Raw genomic sequence first — 13,591 nt, forward strand, 5'->3', positions numbered from 1 at the left:
GATCAGTTCATCGCCTGATCCCTAGTTTCGGGCCTTCATCAGAATATATTGCAGCGCAAAAATAAAGATCAGGAAAAGCGCGTATGATCCCGGCGTTCGCGCCGAGGGCTCATAGCCAATCACCCGCGCGCCCATGCAAAACGCCCGCCCTTCCCTGTGGGGAAGAGCGGGCGTTCCGATTTGCTGGCTGGAAAGGCTTATTCAGCCTTGGCAGCGGCCTTCTTGGCGGGAGCCTTCTTCGCCTTGGGCTTTTCCTCGGCGGCAGCTTCCTCAGCCGGGGCTTCGTCCTTCTTGGCGGCAGCCTTCTTGGCCGGAGCCTTCTTGGCGGGCGCTTCCTCGGTTACGGCTTCGGCCTCGGCGGGCTCGGCCTTCTTCTTGGCAGCGGCCTTCTTCGCCTTGGGCTTTTCGTCATGGTCATGGCCGCAGCCCGGACCGTGGACGTGGGGCTTCAGATCGCCATCTTCGGCTTCGATCGCGGCTTCCAGTTCCTCACGGCTGACAGCGCGATCGCTGACTTCCGCCTTTTCGAACAGGAAGTCGACGACCTTGTCCTCATAGAGGGGCGCGCGCAGCTGGGCGGCGGCCATCGGATCCTGGCGGACATACTGCACGAAACGCTCACGATCCTGCGGGCTGTACTGCTGGGCAGCCTGCATGATGAGACGGTTCATTTCATTGTCCGAAACGACGACATTGTTGGCCTGGCCGATTTCCGACAGCAGCAGGCCCAGGCGCACGCGGCGCACGGCGATGCCGCGATAATCTTCCTTCTCGGCTTCCATTTCGGCCAGAGCGGCTTCCGGATCGGCTTCGTGGCTGGCTTCATGCTGAAGCTGCTGCCAGATCTGGTTGAATTCGGCTTCCACCATGCTCGGCGGAACGTCGAAGTCGTGCGAAGCGGCGAGCTGGTCGAGCAGCTTGCGCTTCATGTAGGTGCGGGTCAGGCCGTTATGCTCCTGCTCGATCTGGCCCTTGAGCAGATCCTTGAGCTGGTCGAGACCTTCCAGGCCCAGCGACTTGGCGAAGTCGTCATCGAGCTTGGGCTTGTCGGCGTTCAGCACCGACTGCACGGTCACGTCGAAGGTCGCGGCCTTGCCGGCGAGGTGCGCGGCGCCATAATCTTCGGGGAAGGTGACTTCGATGGTCTTTTCTTCGCCCTTCTTCACGCCGCCGAGCTGCTCTTCGAAGCCGGGGATGAACTGGCCCGAACCGATCTTCAGCTTCACGCCTTCGGCCGAACCGCCTTCGAACGCTTCACCGTCGACCTTGCCGACGAAGTCGATGACCAGCGTGTCGCCGTCCTTCGCCTTGTGGCTGGCGGCATATTCTTCCAGAGCCCCCTGCTGGGTGGCGATGCGGCCGGCCTGTTCCTCGACCTGCGCGTCGCTGACTTCGGCAGTCAGGCGCTCCAGCTTCAGACCGTCGATGCTCGGGGCCTCGATCACGGGCAGAACTTCCAGTTCCACCTTGACCTGCGCGTCCTTGCCGAACTCGAAGCTTTCGTCCAGCTCGACCGAAGGCTGCATCGCGGGACGCAGCTTCTGGTCGGCGATCAGCTTCTGAACGCTTTCCTGGATGGAATTGTTGAGCGCGTCACGCTGCAGGCTTTCACCATGCATCTTCTTGACGAGGTTCGCCGGCACCTTGCCGGGGCGGAAGCCGGGCATGCGCACCTGCGGCGCAATCGCCAGCACTTCCTTCTCAACGCGGGCGTCGATATCCTTCGACGTGATGGTCACGGTGTAGGCGCGCTTCAGGCCCTCGTTCAACGTCTCGACAGTCTGCATCTCTTCTCTCAAACGCTTTCTTAGCTGAATCTCGTTGGCGCCGGATCAAGCCAAGCCTGACACTGGTGCGGGCGAAGGGACTCGAACCCCCACATCTTGCGATACCAGAACCTAAATCTGGCGCGTCTACCAGTTTCGCCACGCCCGCATCGGTCGCCGGTCGGCGCGGCATAGAGAAAAGCATTGGCGAGAGCAAGGGATATGGATGCATTGGTGGAACCGGCGTCCTTGCCCGCGCGTAGCTTCTTCTTTGCAGGAGAGCATAGCATGGCCACCCAGCCCGATCCAGCGCCCGACACCCTGCCCCCGCCCGACCGGATCGAACCCCAGTCGCCGCCCGAAACGCCGCCGCCCGCGACTCCGGACGAGACTCCGATCAACGAGCCGCCCGAAATCATCCCTGGCGAACCCGACTATGACCAGCCCGATCGCGCGCCGGACGAGGTTCCGCCTGACATAATTTCGTAACCACGCAACAAAAGAAGGCGCCCGAAAACTTTTTTGCAACAGGGTGGAACTTTTTATGGCGGATTACGGAATATGCGTAATCACGTGCTGGACACCCCCCGGAATCCATGATTGAAATGTGACAACAAAAAGAAATTCAGGAGAGGCGCGCTGACATAAAAGGGGGTCGACGTGCATAGGGTTCGCGCCAAGCTAGAGTGGTTCAAGACCGTGATTTTGCCGCAGGAAGCTGCCCTGAGGGGCCGCCTGCGTCGCATTTTGCCCTCCACCCACGAGCTGGAGGATATGGTCGCCGAAGTTCTTGCCCGTGCCTATGCCACGGAGAACTGGGAAAATGTCACCACCGGGCGCGCCTATCTCTTCACCATCGCCCGCAACCTCGTCATCGACACCGCCCGCCGCAACAAGGTGGTGAGCTTCGAGACGATCGCCGATCTGGAATTGCTGGGCGGCGAAAACACCATCGAGGCACAGCTTCACGCCCGCGAGGCGCTCCGCCAGGTCGAGGCGATTGTCGATTCGCTGCCCACCCAGTGCCGCCGCGTCTTCATTCTTCGCCGTATTCACGAAAAATCGATGCTGGAAATAGCGGAGGAAATGTCTCTGTCCGTTTCTACTGTTGAAAAACATCTGGCCAAAGCGATCGGCATAGTTATGCGGGCCTGGGCAGAACGTGAGGAAACGGATTTCGAACGTGCAGGCGTCGGGACCAGGTTCAAACAGCGGGGACAGGGACGCGATCGCGTTGGAAGCCGCGCGCCTGCTGGCCAGGCTTAACAGCGACCCTACTCCCCAGGACGAAGACGAGATATGTGCGTGGATCGAGGCCGATCCGCGCCATGGCGTGGCCTTTGCCCGCGCCGAAGCCGCCTGGGACGCGGCCGAGCGGCTGAAGAGCGCCGCCGCCGAAGTCAATCTCCCCCCGCTCGAAGCGATCGTCAGCGAGGAACAGCAGCGCCGCCTGTCGCGCAACATCATGATCGCCGCCGGCATCGCCATCGCCTTCTTCATCGTCGCCGCGATCGTCACCATCCGCACCTTCAGCGGCGTGGATCGCTATGAGACGGCAGTGGGCCAGATCCGCGACGTCGCGCTCGCCGACGGCTCCATCCTGCACCTCAACAGCAATAGCGAGGCGGAAGTCCGCTTCACCGACATCGGCCGCAAGGTGCGCGTGCTGAAGGGCGAAGCCTCCTTCGACGTGGCCCATGACAAGGGCCGCCCCTTCGACGTGGAGGTGCGATCCGCCCAGATCCGCGCCGTCGGCACCGCCTTCAACGTGCGCATGCGCCCGTCGGTGGTGGAACTGACCGTCACGCAAGGCACGGTGACAGTCCATTCGGGCAATAGCGGACTGGAAAAGGTCAGCGCCGGCAGCGGCGCTGTGATCCAGTCGCGCAGCATCGACCTCACCCATCTCAGCCCCAAGCTGATCGACCAGCGCACCGCCTGGCGCGACCAGATGGTCGAGCTGGACGGGGAAACGATCGAACAGGCGGCCAGCGAGTTCAACCGCTATCGCCGCGCCCCGATCCTGATCGGCGATGCGCGTGTCTCCTCGCTGCGGGTCGGCGGGCGCTTCCGCGTCAGCGACAGCAAGGAATTCCTGTCCGCCCTGCAACTGAGCCTGCCGATCCGCGCGGTGAATGGCGAGGATGGATCGGTGATGCTGCTTTATCGCGATGAACCCGATGGCGCCGACATCATGGCGGCCCCCAGCGAATAAGGCCGGTCATCCGAGCAGGTCGCGGACCAGCGCGGGCACAAGTTCGCTTGCCGGGCCAAGCCGGCTTTCCTCGAAATAGCTGCTGCCCGCCGACGGATCGAGATTGAGCTCCAGCGTGCGGGCGCCATAATGGCGCGCCATCTGGACGAAACCGGCGGCCGGATAGACCGCGCCCGACGTGCCGATCGACACGAACAGATCGGCCTGTGCCAGCGCCTCCTCGATCCGCTCCATATCATAGGGCATTTCGCCGAAGAAGACGATGTCGGGCCGCAGGCTGGGCGCGCCGCAACCGGCGCAGACGCTACCGGGCGGCAGCGGATCGGCCCAGGCCACCGCCTTGCCGCAGGCGGCACAAAGGACGGACTTCAATTCCCCATGCATGTGGAGCAGGCGGGTCGCCCCGGCCCGCTCATGCAGGTCATCGACATTCTGGGTGACGATCAGCAGGTCGCCCGACCAGGCGCGGTCCAGCGCGGCCAGCGCATCATGCGCGGGATTGGGCGCCACCTCCGCCAGCTTCGCCCGCCGCTCGTCATAGAAGCGATGTACCAGCGCCGGATTGCGCGCCAGCGCCTCGGGCGTGCAGACATCCTCCACCCGATGCCCCTCCCACAAGCCATCCGGCCCGCGAAAGGTCGCAAGCCCGCTCTCGGCCGAAATACCCGCGCCGGTAAGGATGACGATGTTGTCGATGCCGGTCATGCGACGTTCGCCCCCTTCATTTGTTGCGCCGGATGAACTGGCTGGCAAACCGGACATTATAGGCGTGCATCTCGCCTTCTGGAGTGATCACCAGTTCGGTGACATTGGCGCGCTGAAAATCATCCTCACGCTCCTCATCATCGACCTTCAGGCTGACCGTCACCACATCGTCATCCGTGGCGACAAGCTTATAGTCATAGGACACGATGCGGCCGAAGCAGGCGACCTCACCACCGTCTACCGACAGTTCGACCGTCGGATCGTCCGCATCGATCCAGAGCCCCTGCATTTCCATCGGAAGGGCTACATCCCGGCCTGAGCGATCCATCCTTACCTCTTTTCCTGTTCGGGACGGCCGCTCAACCTCGCTGCAAGGGCCGCGCCATTGTCTTAAGCCTTGGTCAGCATCTTCTGGGCGCTGGTCTTGATGAAGTCGGAGATCGGGCCGGACATCATCTTGAGGAACATCGGGATCGACACGGTGCCACGCACCTTGTCCTCCTCGATCAGCAGCTTGACCGGGATGGTCTGGGCCATGGCAGAGATTTCCATGTCCAGCGCATAGTCGGACGGCCAAGTCGCGGTCATGGTGCCGCCGCCGGGGATATGCTGTTCCAGCTTGGGCAGGCCCTGCTCCACCCGGCGCTTCGCTTCGTCCCGGCCGAGGTCATGGGGAATGTCGATATCCATCCTGTTTATCCTTGTTCTGATGGTCAGTTCTGAAAGGCGATGTCGAGCGGCGGCAGGCCGGCGATGGTCGCCTGCACTGCCTGGCCGGGCGCGATCGGGCCGACGCCGGCGGGCGTGCCGGTGAAGATCAGGTCGCCGGGCGCCAGTTCCACATAGGTGGAGAGATTGGCGATGATTTCGGGCACCGACCAGATCATGTCGGACAGGTCGCCCGACTGGCGCGGGTCGCCATCGATGCTGAGCGCAATGGCGCCGCTGGCCGGCGGCGTACCGGGGCGGATCGGGCCGATCGGCGCGGAGCGATCAAAGCCCTTGGCCATGTCCCAGGGGCGGCCTGCCTTCTTCGCGACCGCCTGCATGTCGCGGCGGGTGAGGTCGATGCCGACCGCCCAGCCGTAGATCAGCGCCAGCGCATCCTCGACCGCGACATCCGTGCCGCCCGCGCCGAGCGCGACCACCAGTTCGACCTCATGATGCAGATCCTGCGTGCGCGAGGGGAAAGGCAGCGACGCGCCATTCTCGACCACGGCATCGGCCGGCTTGGTAAAGAAGAAGGGCGGCGCGCGATCGGGATCGCCGCCCATTTCGCGCGCATGTTCGGCATAATTTTGCCCGACGCAGAAGATGCGGCGGACGGGGAAGCGATCGGCACGGCCGTCGATCGGCAGGGTCGGAACGGAGAGTCGGGGAAGATCGAGCATGGCCATCTCTTAGCCATGGTAGGTCGCCTTTCCCAAGAAATTCATAGTGCCGGATGACAAAGGGTCGCCGCTCTGGCATCGCGCGCTGACTTATAGCCAAGGAACGGATCAGGGCATGACCAGCATCGGGATTTTCGGCGCCGCCGGGCGCATGGGCCGCGCCATCGCGCAGGCCGCGGCGAAAGCCGGGCTGACCGTGGCGGGCGGCACCGATCGCGACGGCGGCGGCGAACTGGCCCCCGGCGTCGCGATCACCAATGATCCGCTGGCATTGGCACAGGCGGCCGACGTGCTGATCGACTTTTCCGTGCCAGCCGCGCTTTCCGCCAATCTCGACGCCTGCATCACCGCGAACAAGCCGATCCTGATCGGCACGACGGGGCTGGAGGGCGAGCATCATGCGCTGATCGACCAGGCGGCGGCGCGCATCCCGGTGCTGCAGACCGGCAATACCTCGCTGGGCGTCAACCTGCTCGCCGCGCTGGTGGAGAAGGCCGCCGCCAGCCTGGGCGACGATTGGGACATCGAGATTGTCGAAATGCATCATCGCCACAAGGTTGACGCGCCGTCGGGCACTGCGCTGCTGCTGGGCGAAGCGGCGGCGAAGGGACGCGGCATCGCGCTGGCCGACCATAGCGAGCGCGGCCGCGACGGCATCACCGGCGCGCGCGCCAAGGGCGCGATCGGCTTTGCCGCGCTGCGCGGCGGATCGGTCGCGGGCGACCATCAGGTCATATTGGCGACCGAGGGCGAGCGGATCGAGCTTGGCCATCGCGCCGAGAACCGCAGCATCTTCGCGCGCGGCGCGATCAAGGGTGCCCGCTGGCTCGCCGGCCAGCCGGTCGGCCGCTATGACATGAAGGGCGTGCTGGGGCTCTGATGCCATGAACAAGGGCCAGATCTTCGACTTTTTCAGCCGCCTGGCAGAGGCCAATCCCGCGCCGGTGACGGAGCTGGAATATGGCAATGCCTATCAGCTGCTGGTCGCGGTCACCCTGTCGGCGCAGGCCACCGATGTCGGCGTCAACAAGGCGACCCGCGCCCTGTTCCGCGAAGTCGAAACGCCGCAGCAGATGGTCGATCTGGGCGAGGATGCGCTGAAGCAGCACATCAAGACAATCGGCCTGTTCAACACCAAGGCGAAGAATGTCATCGCCCTGTCCGAGATATTGGTACGCGATTTCGGTGGCGAGGTGCCGCAGGATCGCGACGCGCTGACCACCCTGCCCGGCGTCGGCCGCAAGACCGCCAATGTCGTGCTCAACACCGCCTTCGGGCAGGAAACCTTCGCGGTCGATACCCATATCTTCCGCGTCGGCAATCGCACCGGCCTGGCGCCGGGCAAGACGGTGCTGGCGGTCGAGGACAAGCTGGAAAAGCGCGTGCCCCAGCCCTTCCGCCGCGACGCCCATCACTGGCTGATCCTGCATGGCCGCTATGTCTGCAAGGCGCGCAAGCCCGAATGCTGGCGCTGCATCGTGTCGGACCTGTGCCGCTTCAAGCCCAAGACGCCGGAACCCGGCAGCGTCGCGAAAGCCGCCTGATCGCGCCCGACAGCGGTGCTAGGATCGGTACGGAAATCAGCTCCGCGAATCGTCTTGTCAGCACGAAGGAGAGAGACAATGTCCATCCGCCCCATTCTCACCGCCGGTCTGCTGCTGGCCTGTGGCCTGACGCCTGCTTTCGCCAAGACCAAGGACAAGCCGGATCCCTATATGCCCAGCGGCGATCCGGTCGACTGTATTTCCATCAGCCAGATTCGGTCGAGCAACGTGCGTGACGATCGCACCATCGATTTCGAGGTGAGCGGCAAGAAGATCTATCGCAACAGCCTGCCCAACAGCTGCCCCAGCTTGGGCTTCGAGCGGCGCTTTTCCTATCGCACCAGCATGTCCCAGCTCTGTTCGGTCGACATCATCACCGTGCTGTTCAACGCCGGGCCGGGCCTGCAACCGGGCGCCAGCTGTGGCCTGGGCAATTTCCAGCCGATGGTGAAGGCCCCGAAATAAGTTTCGGGAACAGGTGATTTTGTGGCTGGCGCGGTTCGAAGCCCTTTGCTAAGCGCCCCTTCTGACCAGCGTCATGCACCCATAGCTCAGCTGGATAGAGCGTTGCCCTCCGAAGGCAAAGGCCAGTGGTTCGAATCCACTTGGGTGCACCAAACCTCGCATAGATCGGCTGGCTGACGCGCAGTTTCCTATTTTAGCGTTACGGAACGCTGGCGCCGATTGGTCGATTTCTGAGCCGTGATGCGATCAACGCATGATGACGAGGCGGCCTAAACCGATCTCGCTCCGGCATCGGCAAGCGGCATTGGCGCGAACGAAAAAAGATTGTCCCCGCCCTGCTCCAGGTCGAGCAGATATTTCTTGGTCTCGACGCCGCCGGCAAAGCCGGTGAGCGCGCCGTTGCTGCCGACCACCCGGTGGCATGGCGCGATGATCGAGATCGGGTTGCGGCCATTGGCAGCGCCAACGGCACGGGTCGCGGTCGGGCGGCCGATGGCGCGGGCGATGTCGGCATAGCTGCGCGTCTCGCCGAACGGGATGTCGAGCAGCGCAGCCCAGACCTGGCGCTGGAAATCCGTGCCCTGAAAATGCAGCGGGACGGAGAAATGCTGCCGCTGGCCGGCGAAATATTCCGATAGCTGGGAGGCCGTCTCGCGCAGCACCGGATGGTCGGTTGCTTCGGACCGGGCGCCCAGGCGGACGCGGGCGGGATCATCGTCGGGCCACAGGACCGCCATCAGTCCTTCGTCACTCGCGACCAGGGTCAGGTCGCCGACCGGCGAGGGCATCGTCATACAGGCCAGGGTCATCGTCATCCTCCATGCGTCATCGCTGGAGATAGGCGATGATCCCCGCCCCCGCTTCCTGCCGCTTGCGGTCAAAGTCCGCAAGCGGCAGGCCGCATCATTTCAGGCCACCGCCCATGGCGCGATACAGCTCGATCATGTTGGTGAGCCGTGCCAGCCGGGTCGATACCAGGCTCTGTTCCGCGCTCGACAGGGTCCGCTGCGACACCAGGGTCGGCAGGAAGCCGTCGACACCCGCGCGGAAGCGGGCCTGCGTCAGGTCATAGGCCTTGCGCGCAGCATCGCGTTGCGAGGTCTGCGCCTCGACCTGATCGGTCATCGTGCCACGCCGGGCGAGCGCATCGGCGACTTCGCGGAAGCCGGTCTGCACGCTCTTTTCATAGGTGGCCAGCATCGCGTCATAGGTCGCCCTGGCGTAACGCAGATTACCCTTGTTCCGGCCGAAGTCGAAGATCGGCAGGGTCGCACTGGGCGCCACCGACCAGGTATCGCTGCCCGACTTGAACAGGCCGGACAGGCCAAGGCTGACCGTGCCCAGCGCCGCCGTCAGCGACAGCTGCGGGAAGAAGGCCGCCCGCGCCGCACCGATATTGGCGTTGGCCGCGATCAGTTGATGCTCGGCCGACGCGATGTCGGGCCGGCGCAGCAACAGGGTCGAGGGCAGTTCCGCCGGAAGATTGTCGAGCGTGACATGGCCTTCCGGCAGGGCCGAGGGCAGATCCTCGCTGCCGAGCGTCGTGCCCGCCAGCAGGTTCAGCGCATTCTGGTCCTGCGCGACCAGCGTGGTGGCGCTGGCGATGGCGGCCCGCGCCTGGTCATAGCTGGTCTGTGCCTCGCGCACTTCCAGTTCGGACGCGATGCCCTTGTCGAAGCGGGCCTTGTTGAGGTCCAGCGTCTCCTTAAACGCGGTCGCCAGCGTCCGTGCGATCGACAGCAATTCCTGATCGGCGGCCATGTTCACCCAGGCCGTCGCCACTTCCGCCACCAATGCGGTCTGGGCCGCATTGCGGTTTTCGACCGAGGCGAAATATTGCTCCTGCGCCGCCTTTGTCAGGTTGCGCACCCGGCCGAACAGGTCGATTTCCCAGGCGGAGATGCCGACCTGCGCCTGATAGACGTCGGTGTTGAGCCGCTGGCTCTGGCCGAACTGGACCAGCGGCTGTTCCGAATAGGTCGCCGTGCCGGTGGCCCCGACGGTCGGCAACAGATCGGCCCGCTGCACCTTATATTGCGCCCGTGCCTGCTCCACATTGGCGACCGCGATCCGGAGATCGCGATTGTTGGCGAGGCTCGTCTCGATCACCCGCACCAGGCGCGGGTCGGTGAAGAAATCGCGCCAGGCGGTATCGGCCGGCACGATCGCCGCGCCGCCGTCCGCCGCGGCCGCATAGGCCGGCCCTTGGGGGCTGGCCTGCGGCACCGGCAGTTCGGGGCGGGCATATTTGGGCGCCATGTCACAGGCGGCCAGCGTCAGCGCCAAAGAGGCGACCGACATTGCTTTGATATTACGCAACATTCTTATGCCTCCTGCGGTGCGTTCGGCGTTTCGCCGTCGGCGTTACGCTGTTCTTCCCCTTCATGATGTTCGCGGAACAACCGCTTCACCACGGTGAAGAAGACCGGCACGAAGAAGATGGCGAGGACGGTGGCGGACAGCATGCCGCCGACCACGGCCCAGCCGATGGCGTTCTGGCCACCCGCGCCCGCGCCCTTGGACACGGCCAGCGGCAGCACGCCGAAGATGAAGGCGAAGCTGGTCATCAGGATCGGCCGCAGACGCAGCTTGCCCGCTTCCAGCGCCGCCTTGGCGGGCGGCAGCCCTTCGCGCATCTTCTCTTCGGCAAATTCCACGATCAGGATCGCGTTCTTCGCCGACACGCCGATGGTCGTGATCAGGCCCACCTGCAGATAGATGTCGTTGTTGAGGCCCGCCAGCGTCGCCGCGATCACCGCGCCGAGCACGCCGAGCGGCACGACCAGCATGACCGCGATCGGCACCGACCAGCTTTCATACAGCGCAGCCAGGCAGAGGAAGACAATCAGCATCGAGAGCGCATAGACATAGGGCGCCTGTCCACCGGAGGTCTGTTCCTCATAGGAAATGCCGTTCCAGGCATAGCCGATACCGGCCGGCAGCTTGGCCGCGAACTCTTCCATCGCCTGCATCGCGGTACCGCTCGACACGCCGGGTGCGGGGGCGCCCTGGATGTTCATCGACGGCACGCCATTATAGCGCTCCAGACGGGCCGGGCCCTGGACCCATTCCGTGGTGGAGAAGGCGGAGAGCGGCGCCATCACGCCCGTGCTGCCACGCACATGATAGGCGTTGATCGCGTCGGCCGAGGTGCGGAACGGTGCATCCGCCTGGACATAGACGCGCTTCACGCGGTCGCGGTCGATGAAGTCGTTGACATAGGATCCGCCCAGATTGGTGCTGATCGTGTCATTGACGTCCGACTGGGCGATGCCCAGCGCACCGGCTGCGGCCTGATCGACATTCAGCTTCAGCTGCGGCGTATCTTCCAGGCCATTGGGACGGACCTGCGCCAGGCGCTTGTCGCCCATCGCCATGCCCAGCAACTGGTTGCGGGCCTCCAACAGCTTCTCATGACCAAGATTGGCCTGATCGAGCAGCTGGAAATCGAAACCGGACGCATTGCCCAGTTCTTGCACGGCCGGCGGCACGAAGGCGAAGGCCATGCCCGACGAGATCTTCTGGAACGCCATATTGGCGCGCAGGGCGATCGCGGGCACGCGATTGTCCGCACCCGACCGTTCATGCCAGTCCTTCATGCGGGCAAAGACGATGCCGACATTCTGGCCCTGGCCCACGAAGCCGAAGCCGGCGACCGTGAACACGGCCGAGACATTCTTCTTCTCGTCGACCAGATAATGGTCGCGCATCCGGGCGAGGGCCCGCTCGGTCTCTTCCAGCGTCGTGCCCGCGGGCAGCGACACCTGGTTGATGATGATGCCCTGGTCCTCGTCCGGCAGGAAGCCGCTGGGCAGGCGCAGGAAGATGAAGGCCATGCCGACCACCACCAGGCCATAGACCAGCATGGTCCGAACCCAGCTGCGCTCGACCTTCTCGACGCCCTTGCCATAGCGCACCACGCCCTTGTCGAAGGTGCGGTTGAACCAGTCGAAGAAGCGGCCGAGGATCGAACCGATCGGCCCGTTCCAGCTATGCCCGTGCGAGGCGGGCTTGAGGATGGTGGCGCAGAGCGCCGGGGTCAGGATCAACGCGACCAGCACCGACAGGATCATCGACGACACGATGGTGATCGAGAACTGGCGGAAGATGACGCCGGTCGAGCCGCCGAAGAAGGCCATCGGCAGGAACACCGCCGACAGCACCAGGCCGATGCCGATCAGCGCGCCGCTGATCTCGTCCATCGACTTCTTGGCCGCTTCCTTGGGGCTGAGCCCTTCATCCTGGATCAGACGTTCGACGTTCTCGACGACGACGATCGCGTCGTCGACCAGCAGGCCGATCGCCAGCACCATGCCGAACAGGGTCAGGGTGTTGATGGTGAAGCCGGCTGCGCTGAGGATCGCCAGCGCGCCCAGCAGAACCACCGGCACCGCGATCGTCGGGATCAGCGTCGCACGCCAGTTCTGCAGGAACAGGAACATGACGACGAACACCAGCAGCACGGCTTCGAACAGGGTATGGACCACCTGCTCCACCGACAGCTTGACGAAGGTCGAGTTGTCGACCGGGAAGTCATATTTGACCCAGCTGGGGAAATTCTTCGACAGCTGGTCGACGCGCGCCTTGACCGCTTCCACCGTGTCGAGCGCGTTCGCGCCCGGTGCCAGCTTGATGCCGAAGCCCGATGCCGGATGGCCGTTGAACTTCACGCCGAAACCATAGGTTTCCGCGCCCAGTTCGACCTTGGCGACATCCTTCATCAGCACGACCGAACCGTCGCTGTTGCTGCGCAGGCGGATATTCTGGAATTCCTCCGGCGTGCGCAGGCGCGACTGGGCCGTGACGGTGGCGTTGAGCGCCTGGCCCTTGGGCGAAGGCGAACCACCGATCTGGCCGGCCGACACCTGGGCATTCTGCGCGGTGATCGCCGACTTCACGTCGCCGGTGGTCACGCCCAGATTGGCCATCTTGTAGGGGTCGAGCCAGATGCGCATCGCATATTGCGAACCGAACAGCTGGGTATCGCCAACGCCGGTGACGCGGCTCAGCGGATCCTGGAGGCTGGACGCGATGAAGTCCGCCGCGTCTTCCTGGTCATGGATGCCGTCGTCGGAATAGGCCGCCATGATGAGCAGGAAGCTGGACGTGGACTTGCCCACGCGCAGGCCCTGCTGCTGCACTTCCTGCGGCAACAGGGGGGTCGCCTGCGACAGCTTGTTCTGCACCTGCACCTGCGCGATGTCAGGATCGGTGCCCTGCTCGAAGGTCAGGGTGATGTTCAGATTGCCCGAACCGTCGCTGGTGGACGAGAAATAGCGCAGATTGTCGATGCCCTTAAGCTGTTGCTCGATGATCTGCGTCGTCGTGCTTTCCAGCGTCTGGGCGTTGGCACCGGGATAGGTGGTCTGGATCGTCACCGCCGGCGGGGCGATTTCCGGGAACTGCGCGACCGGCAGCGACCGGATCGCGAGCAGGCCCGCCAGCATGATGACGATGGCGATGACCCATGCGAAGATGGGCCTGTCGATAAAATAGCGGGCCATG

14 protein-coding genes and 2 tRNA genes are annotated in these 13,591 nt (G+C 64.2%); 7 read left to right on the plus strand and 9 right to left on the minus strand.

Annotation, left to right across the window (positions count from 1 at the left end):
- Positions 1–197: 197 nt before the first annotated feature.
- Together tig and JQK15_RS09670 are read right to left on the minus strand one after the other, a co-directional pair.
- Positions 198–1,787, minus strand: a complete 1,590-nt coding sequence (tig, locus tag JQK15_RS09665) for a trigger factor (RefSeq protein WP_010336049.1) — start codon at positions 1,785–1,787, stop codon at positions 198–200.
- Positions 1,788–1,850: 63 nt separating this feature from the next.
- Positions 1,851–1,935: transfer RNA gene (locus tag JQK15_RS09670), tRNA-Leu, on the minus strand.
- Positions 1,936–2,054: 119 nt separating this feature from the next.
- Here JQK15_RS09670 and JQK15_RS09675 point away from each other — a divergent pair.
- The 3 genes from JQK15_RS09675 (at position 2,055) to JQK15_RS09685 (ending at position 3,981) form a co-directional block, all read left to right on the plus strand.
- On the plus strand, positions 2,055–2,255 hold the full coding sequence (locus JQK15_RS09675) for a hypothetical protein (RefSeq protein WP_214865222.1): 201 nt from the start codon (positions 2,055–2,057) through the stop codon (positions 2,253–2,255).
- Between the two features lie 171 nt (positions 2,256–2,426).
- Complete coding sequence (locus JQK15_RS09680; protein ID WP_004207570.1) at positions 2,427–3,032, plus strand: RNA polymerase sigma factor; 606 nt, start codon at positions 2,427–2,429, stop codon at positions 3,030–3,032.
- On the plus strand, positions 3,001–3,981 hold the full coding sequence (locus JQK15_RS09685; protein ID WP_037511612.1) for a FecR family protein: 981 nt from the start codon (positions 3,001–3,003) through the stop codon (positions 3,979–3,981). Before JQK15_RS09680 ends, JQK15_RS09685 begins: the two co-directional genes overlap by 32 nt.
- A 6-nt stretch (positions 3,982–3,987) precedes the next feature.
- On the opposite strand, the gene JQK15_RS09690 is transcribed toward JQK15_RS09685, so the two are convergent.
- The 4 genes from JQK15_RS09690 to JQK15_RS09705 all read right to left on the minus strand — a co-directional run bounded on the left by JQK15_RS09690 (position 3,988) and on the right by JQK15_RS09705 (position 6,083).
- Positions 3,988–4,686, minus strand: a complete 699-nt coding sequence (locus JQK15_RS09690; RefSeq protein WP_214865224.1) for an NAD-dependent deacylase — start codon at positions 4,684–4,686, stop codon at positions 3,988–3,990.
- A gap of 16 nt (positions 4,687–4,702) precedes the next feature.
- Positions 4,703–5,014, minus strand: coding sequence for a hypothetical protein (locus tag JQK15_RS09695; protein WP_038292597.1), 312 nt, complete (start codon positions 5,012–5,014; stop codon positions 4,703–4,705).
- Positions 5,015–5,076: 62 nt separating this feature from the next.
- The gene (locus JQK15_RS09700; RefSeq protein ID WP_004207574.1) at positions 5,077–5,376 is read right to left on the minus strand and encodes a polyhydroxyalkanoic acid system family protein; all 300 of its coding nucleotides are present in this window, start codon (positions 5,374–5,376) and stop codon (positions 5,077–5,079) included.
- Positions 5,377–5,399: 23 nt separating this feature from the next.
- Positions 5,400–6,083, minus strand: a complete 684-nt coding sequence (locus tag JQK15_RS09705; protein ID WP_214865226.1) for a fumarylacetoacetate hydrolase family protein — start codon at positions 6,081–6,083, stop codon at positions 5,400–5,402.
- Positions 6,084–6,192: 109 nt separating this feature from the next.
- Between JQK15_RS09705 and dapB the strand changes: the two genes are divergently transcribed.
- The 4 genes from dapB to JQK15_RS09725 all read left to right on the plus strand — a co-directional run bounded on the left by dapB (position 6,193) and on the right by JQK15_RS09725 (position 8,238).
- The gene (gene dapB, locus JQK15_RS09710) at positions 6,193–6,957 is read left to right on the plus strand and encodes a 4-hydroxy-tetrahydrodipicolinate reductase (protein WP_214865228.1); all 765 of its coding nucleotides are present in this window, start codon (positions 6,193–6,195) and stop codon (positions 6,955–6,957) included.
- Positions 6,958–6,961: 4 nt separating this feature from the next.
- Positions 6,962–7,621, plus strand: a complete 660-nt coding sequence (gene nth / locus JQK15_RS09715) for an endonuclease III (RefSeq protein ID WP_069338244.1) — start codon at positions 6,962–6,964, stop codon at positions 7,619–7,621.
- A gap of 78 nt (positions 7,622–7,699) precedes the next feature.
- Entirely contained in the window at positions 7,700–8,086 is a 387-nt protein-coding gene (locus tag JQK15_RS09720; RefSeq protein WP_214865230.1) for a hypothetical protein, read from the plus strand.
- 75 nt (positions 8,087–8,161) lie between these two features.
- Positions 8,162–8,238 (plus strand) — tRNA-Arg (locus tag JQK15_RS09725).
- A gap of 117 nt (positions 8,239–8,355) precedes the next feature.
- Here JQK15_RS09725 and JQK15_RS09730 read toward each other — a convergent pair.
- The 3 genes from JQK15_RS09730 to JQK15_RS09740 form a co-directional block, all read right to left on the minus strand.
- Positions 8,356–8,895 (minus strand): methylated-DNA--[protein]-cysteine S-methyltransferase, encoded by a 540-nt coding sequence (locus tag JQK15_RS09730; protein WP_214865232.1) that lies wholly within the window; start codon positions 8,893–8,895, stop codon positions 8,356–8,358.
- Between the two features lie 94 nt (positions 8,896–8,989).
- Positions 8,990–10,408 (minus strand): efflux transporter outer membrane subunit, encoded by a 1,419-nt coding sequence (locus JQK15_RS09735; protein ID WP_214865234.1) that lies wholly within the window; start codon positions 10,406–10,408, stop codon positions 8,990–8,992.
- 2 nt (positions 10,409–10,410) lie between these two features.
- Positions 10,411–13,590, minus strand: a complete 3,180-nt coding sequence (locus tag JQK15_RS09740) for an efflux RND transporter permease subunit (RefSeq protein ID WP_004207583.1) — start codon at positions 13,588–13,590, stop codon at positions 10,411–10,413.
- Position 13,591: the final 1 nt, after the last annotated feature.

It is taken from the genome of Sphingobium sp. BHU LFT2, assembly GCF_018604485.1.
GTDB lineage: Bacteria > Pseudomonadota > Alphaproteobacteria > Sphingomonadales > Sphingomonadaceae > Sphingobium > Sphingobium yanoikuyae_A.

Excerpts from the sequence above, each read along its gene's own strand:
- tig (WP_010336049.1), bottom strand. The coding sequence starts at position 1,787 with ATGCAGACTGTCGAGACGTTGAACGAGGGCCTGAAGCGCGCCTACACC.
- JQK15_RS09675 (WP_214865222.1), top strand. The coding sequence starts at position 2,055 with ATGGCCACCCAGCCCGATCCAGCGCCCGACACCCTGCCCCCGCCCGAC.
- JQK15_RS09690 (WP_214865224.1), bottom strand. The coding sequence starts at position 4,686 with ATGACCGGCATCGACAACATCGTCATCCTTACCGGCGCGGGTATTTCG.
- JQK15_RS09695 (WP_038292597.1), bottom strand. The coding sequence starts at position 5,014 with ATGGATCGCTCAGGCCGGGATGTAGCCCTTCCGATGGAAATGCAGGGG.
- JQK15_RS09700 (WP_004207574.1), bottom strand. The coding sequence starts at position 5,376 with ATGGATATCGACATTCCCCATGACCTCGGCCGGGACGAAGCGAAGCGC.
- JQK15_RS09705 (WP_214865226.1), bottom strand. The coding sequence starts at position 6,083 with ATGGCCATGCTCGATCTTCCCCGACTCTCCGTTCCGACCCTGCCGATC.
- dapB (WP_214865228.1), top strand. The coding sequence starts at position 6,193 with ATGACCAGCATCGGGATTTTCGGCGCCGCCGGGCGCATGGGCCGCGCC.
- nth (WP_069338244.1), top strand. The coding sequence starts at position 6,962 with ATGAACAAGGGCCAGATCTTCGACTTTTTCAGCCGCCTGGCAGAGGCC.
- JQK15_RS09720 (WP_214865230.1), top strand. The coding sequence starts at position 7,700 with ATGTCCATCCGCCCCATTCTCACCGCCGGTCTGCTGCTGGCCTGTGGC.
- JQK15_RS09730 (WP_214865232.1), bottom strand. The coding sequence starts at position 8,895 with ATGACCCTGGCCTGTATGACGATGCCCTCGCCGGTCGGCGACCTGACC.
- JQK15_RS09735 (WP_214865234.1), bottom strand. The coding sequence starts at position 10,408 with ATGTTGCGTAATATCAAAGCAATGTCGGTCGCCTCTTTGGCGCTGACG.
- JQK15_RS09740 (WP_004207583.1), bottom strand. The coding sequence starts at position 13,590 with ATGGCCCGCTATTTTATCGACAGGCCCATCTTCGCATGGGTCATCGCC.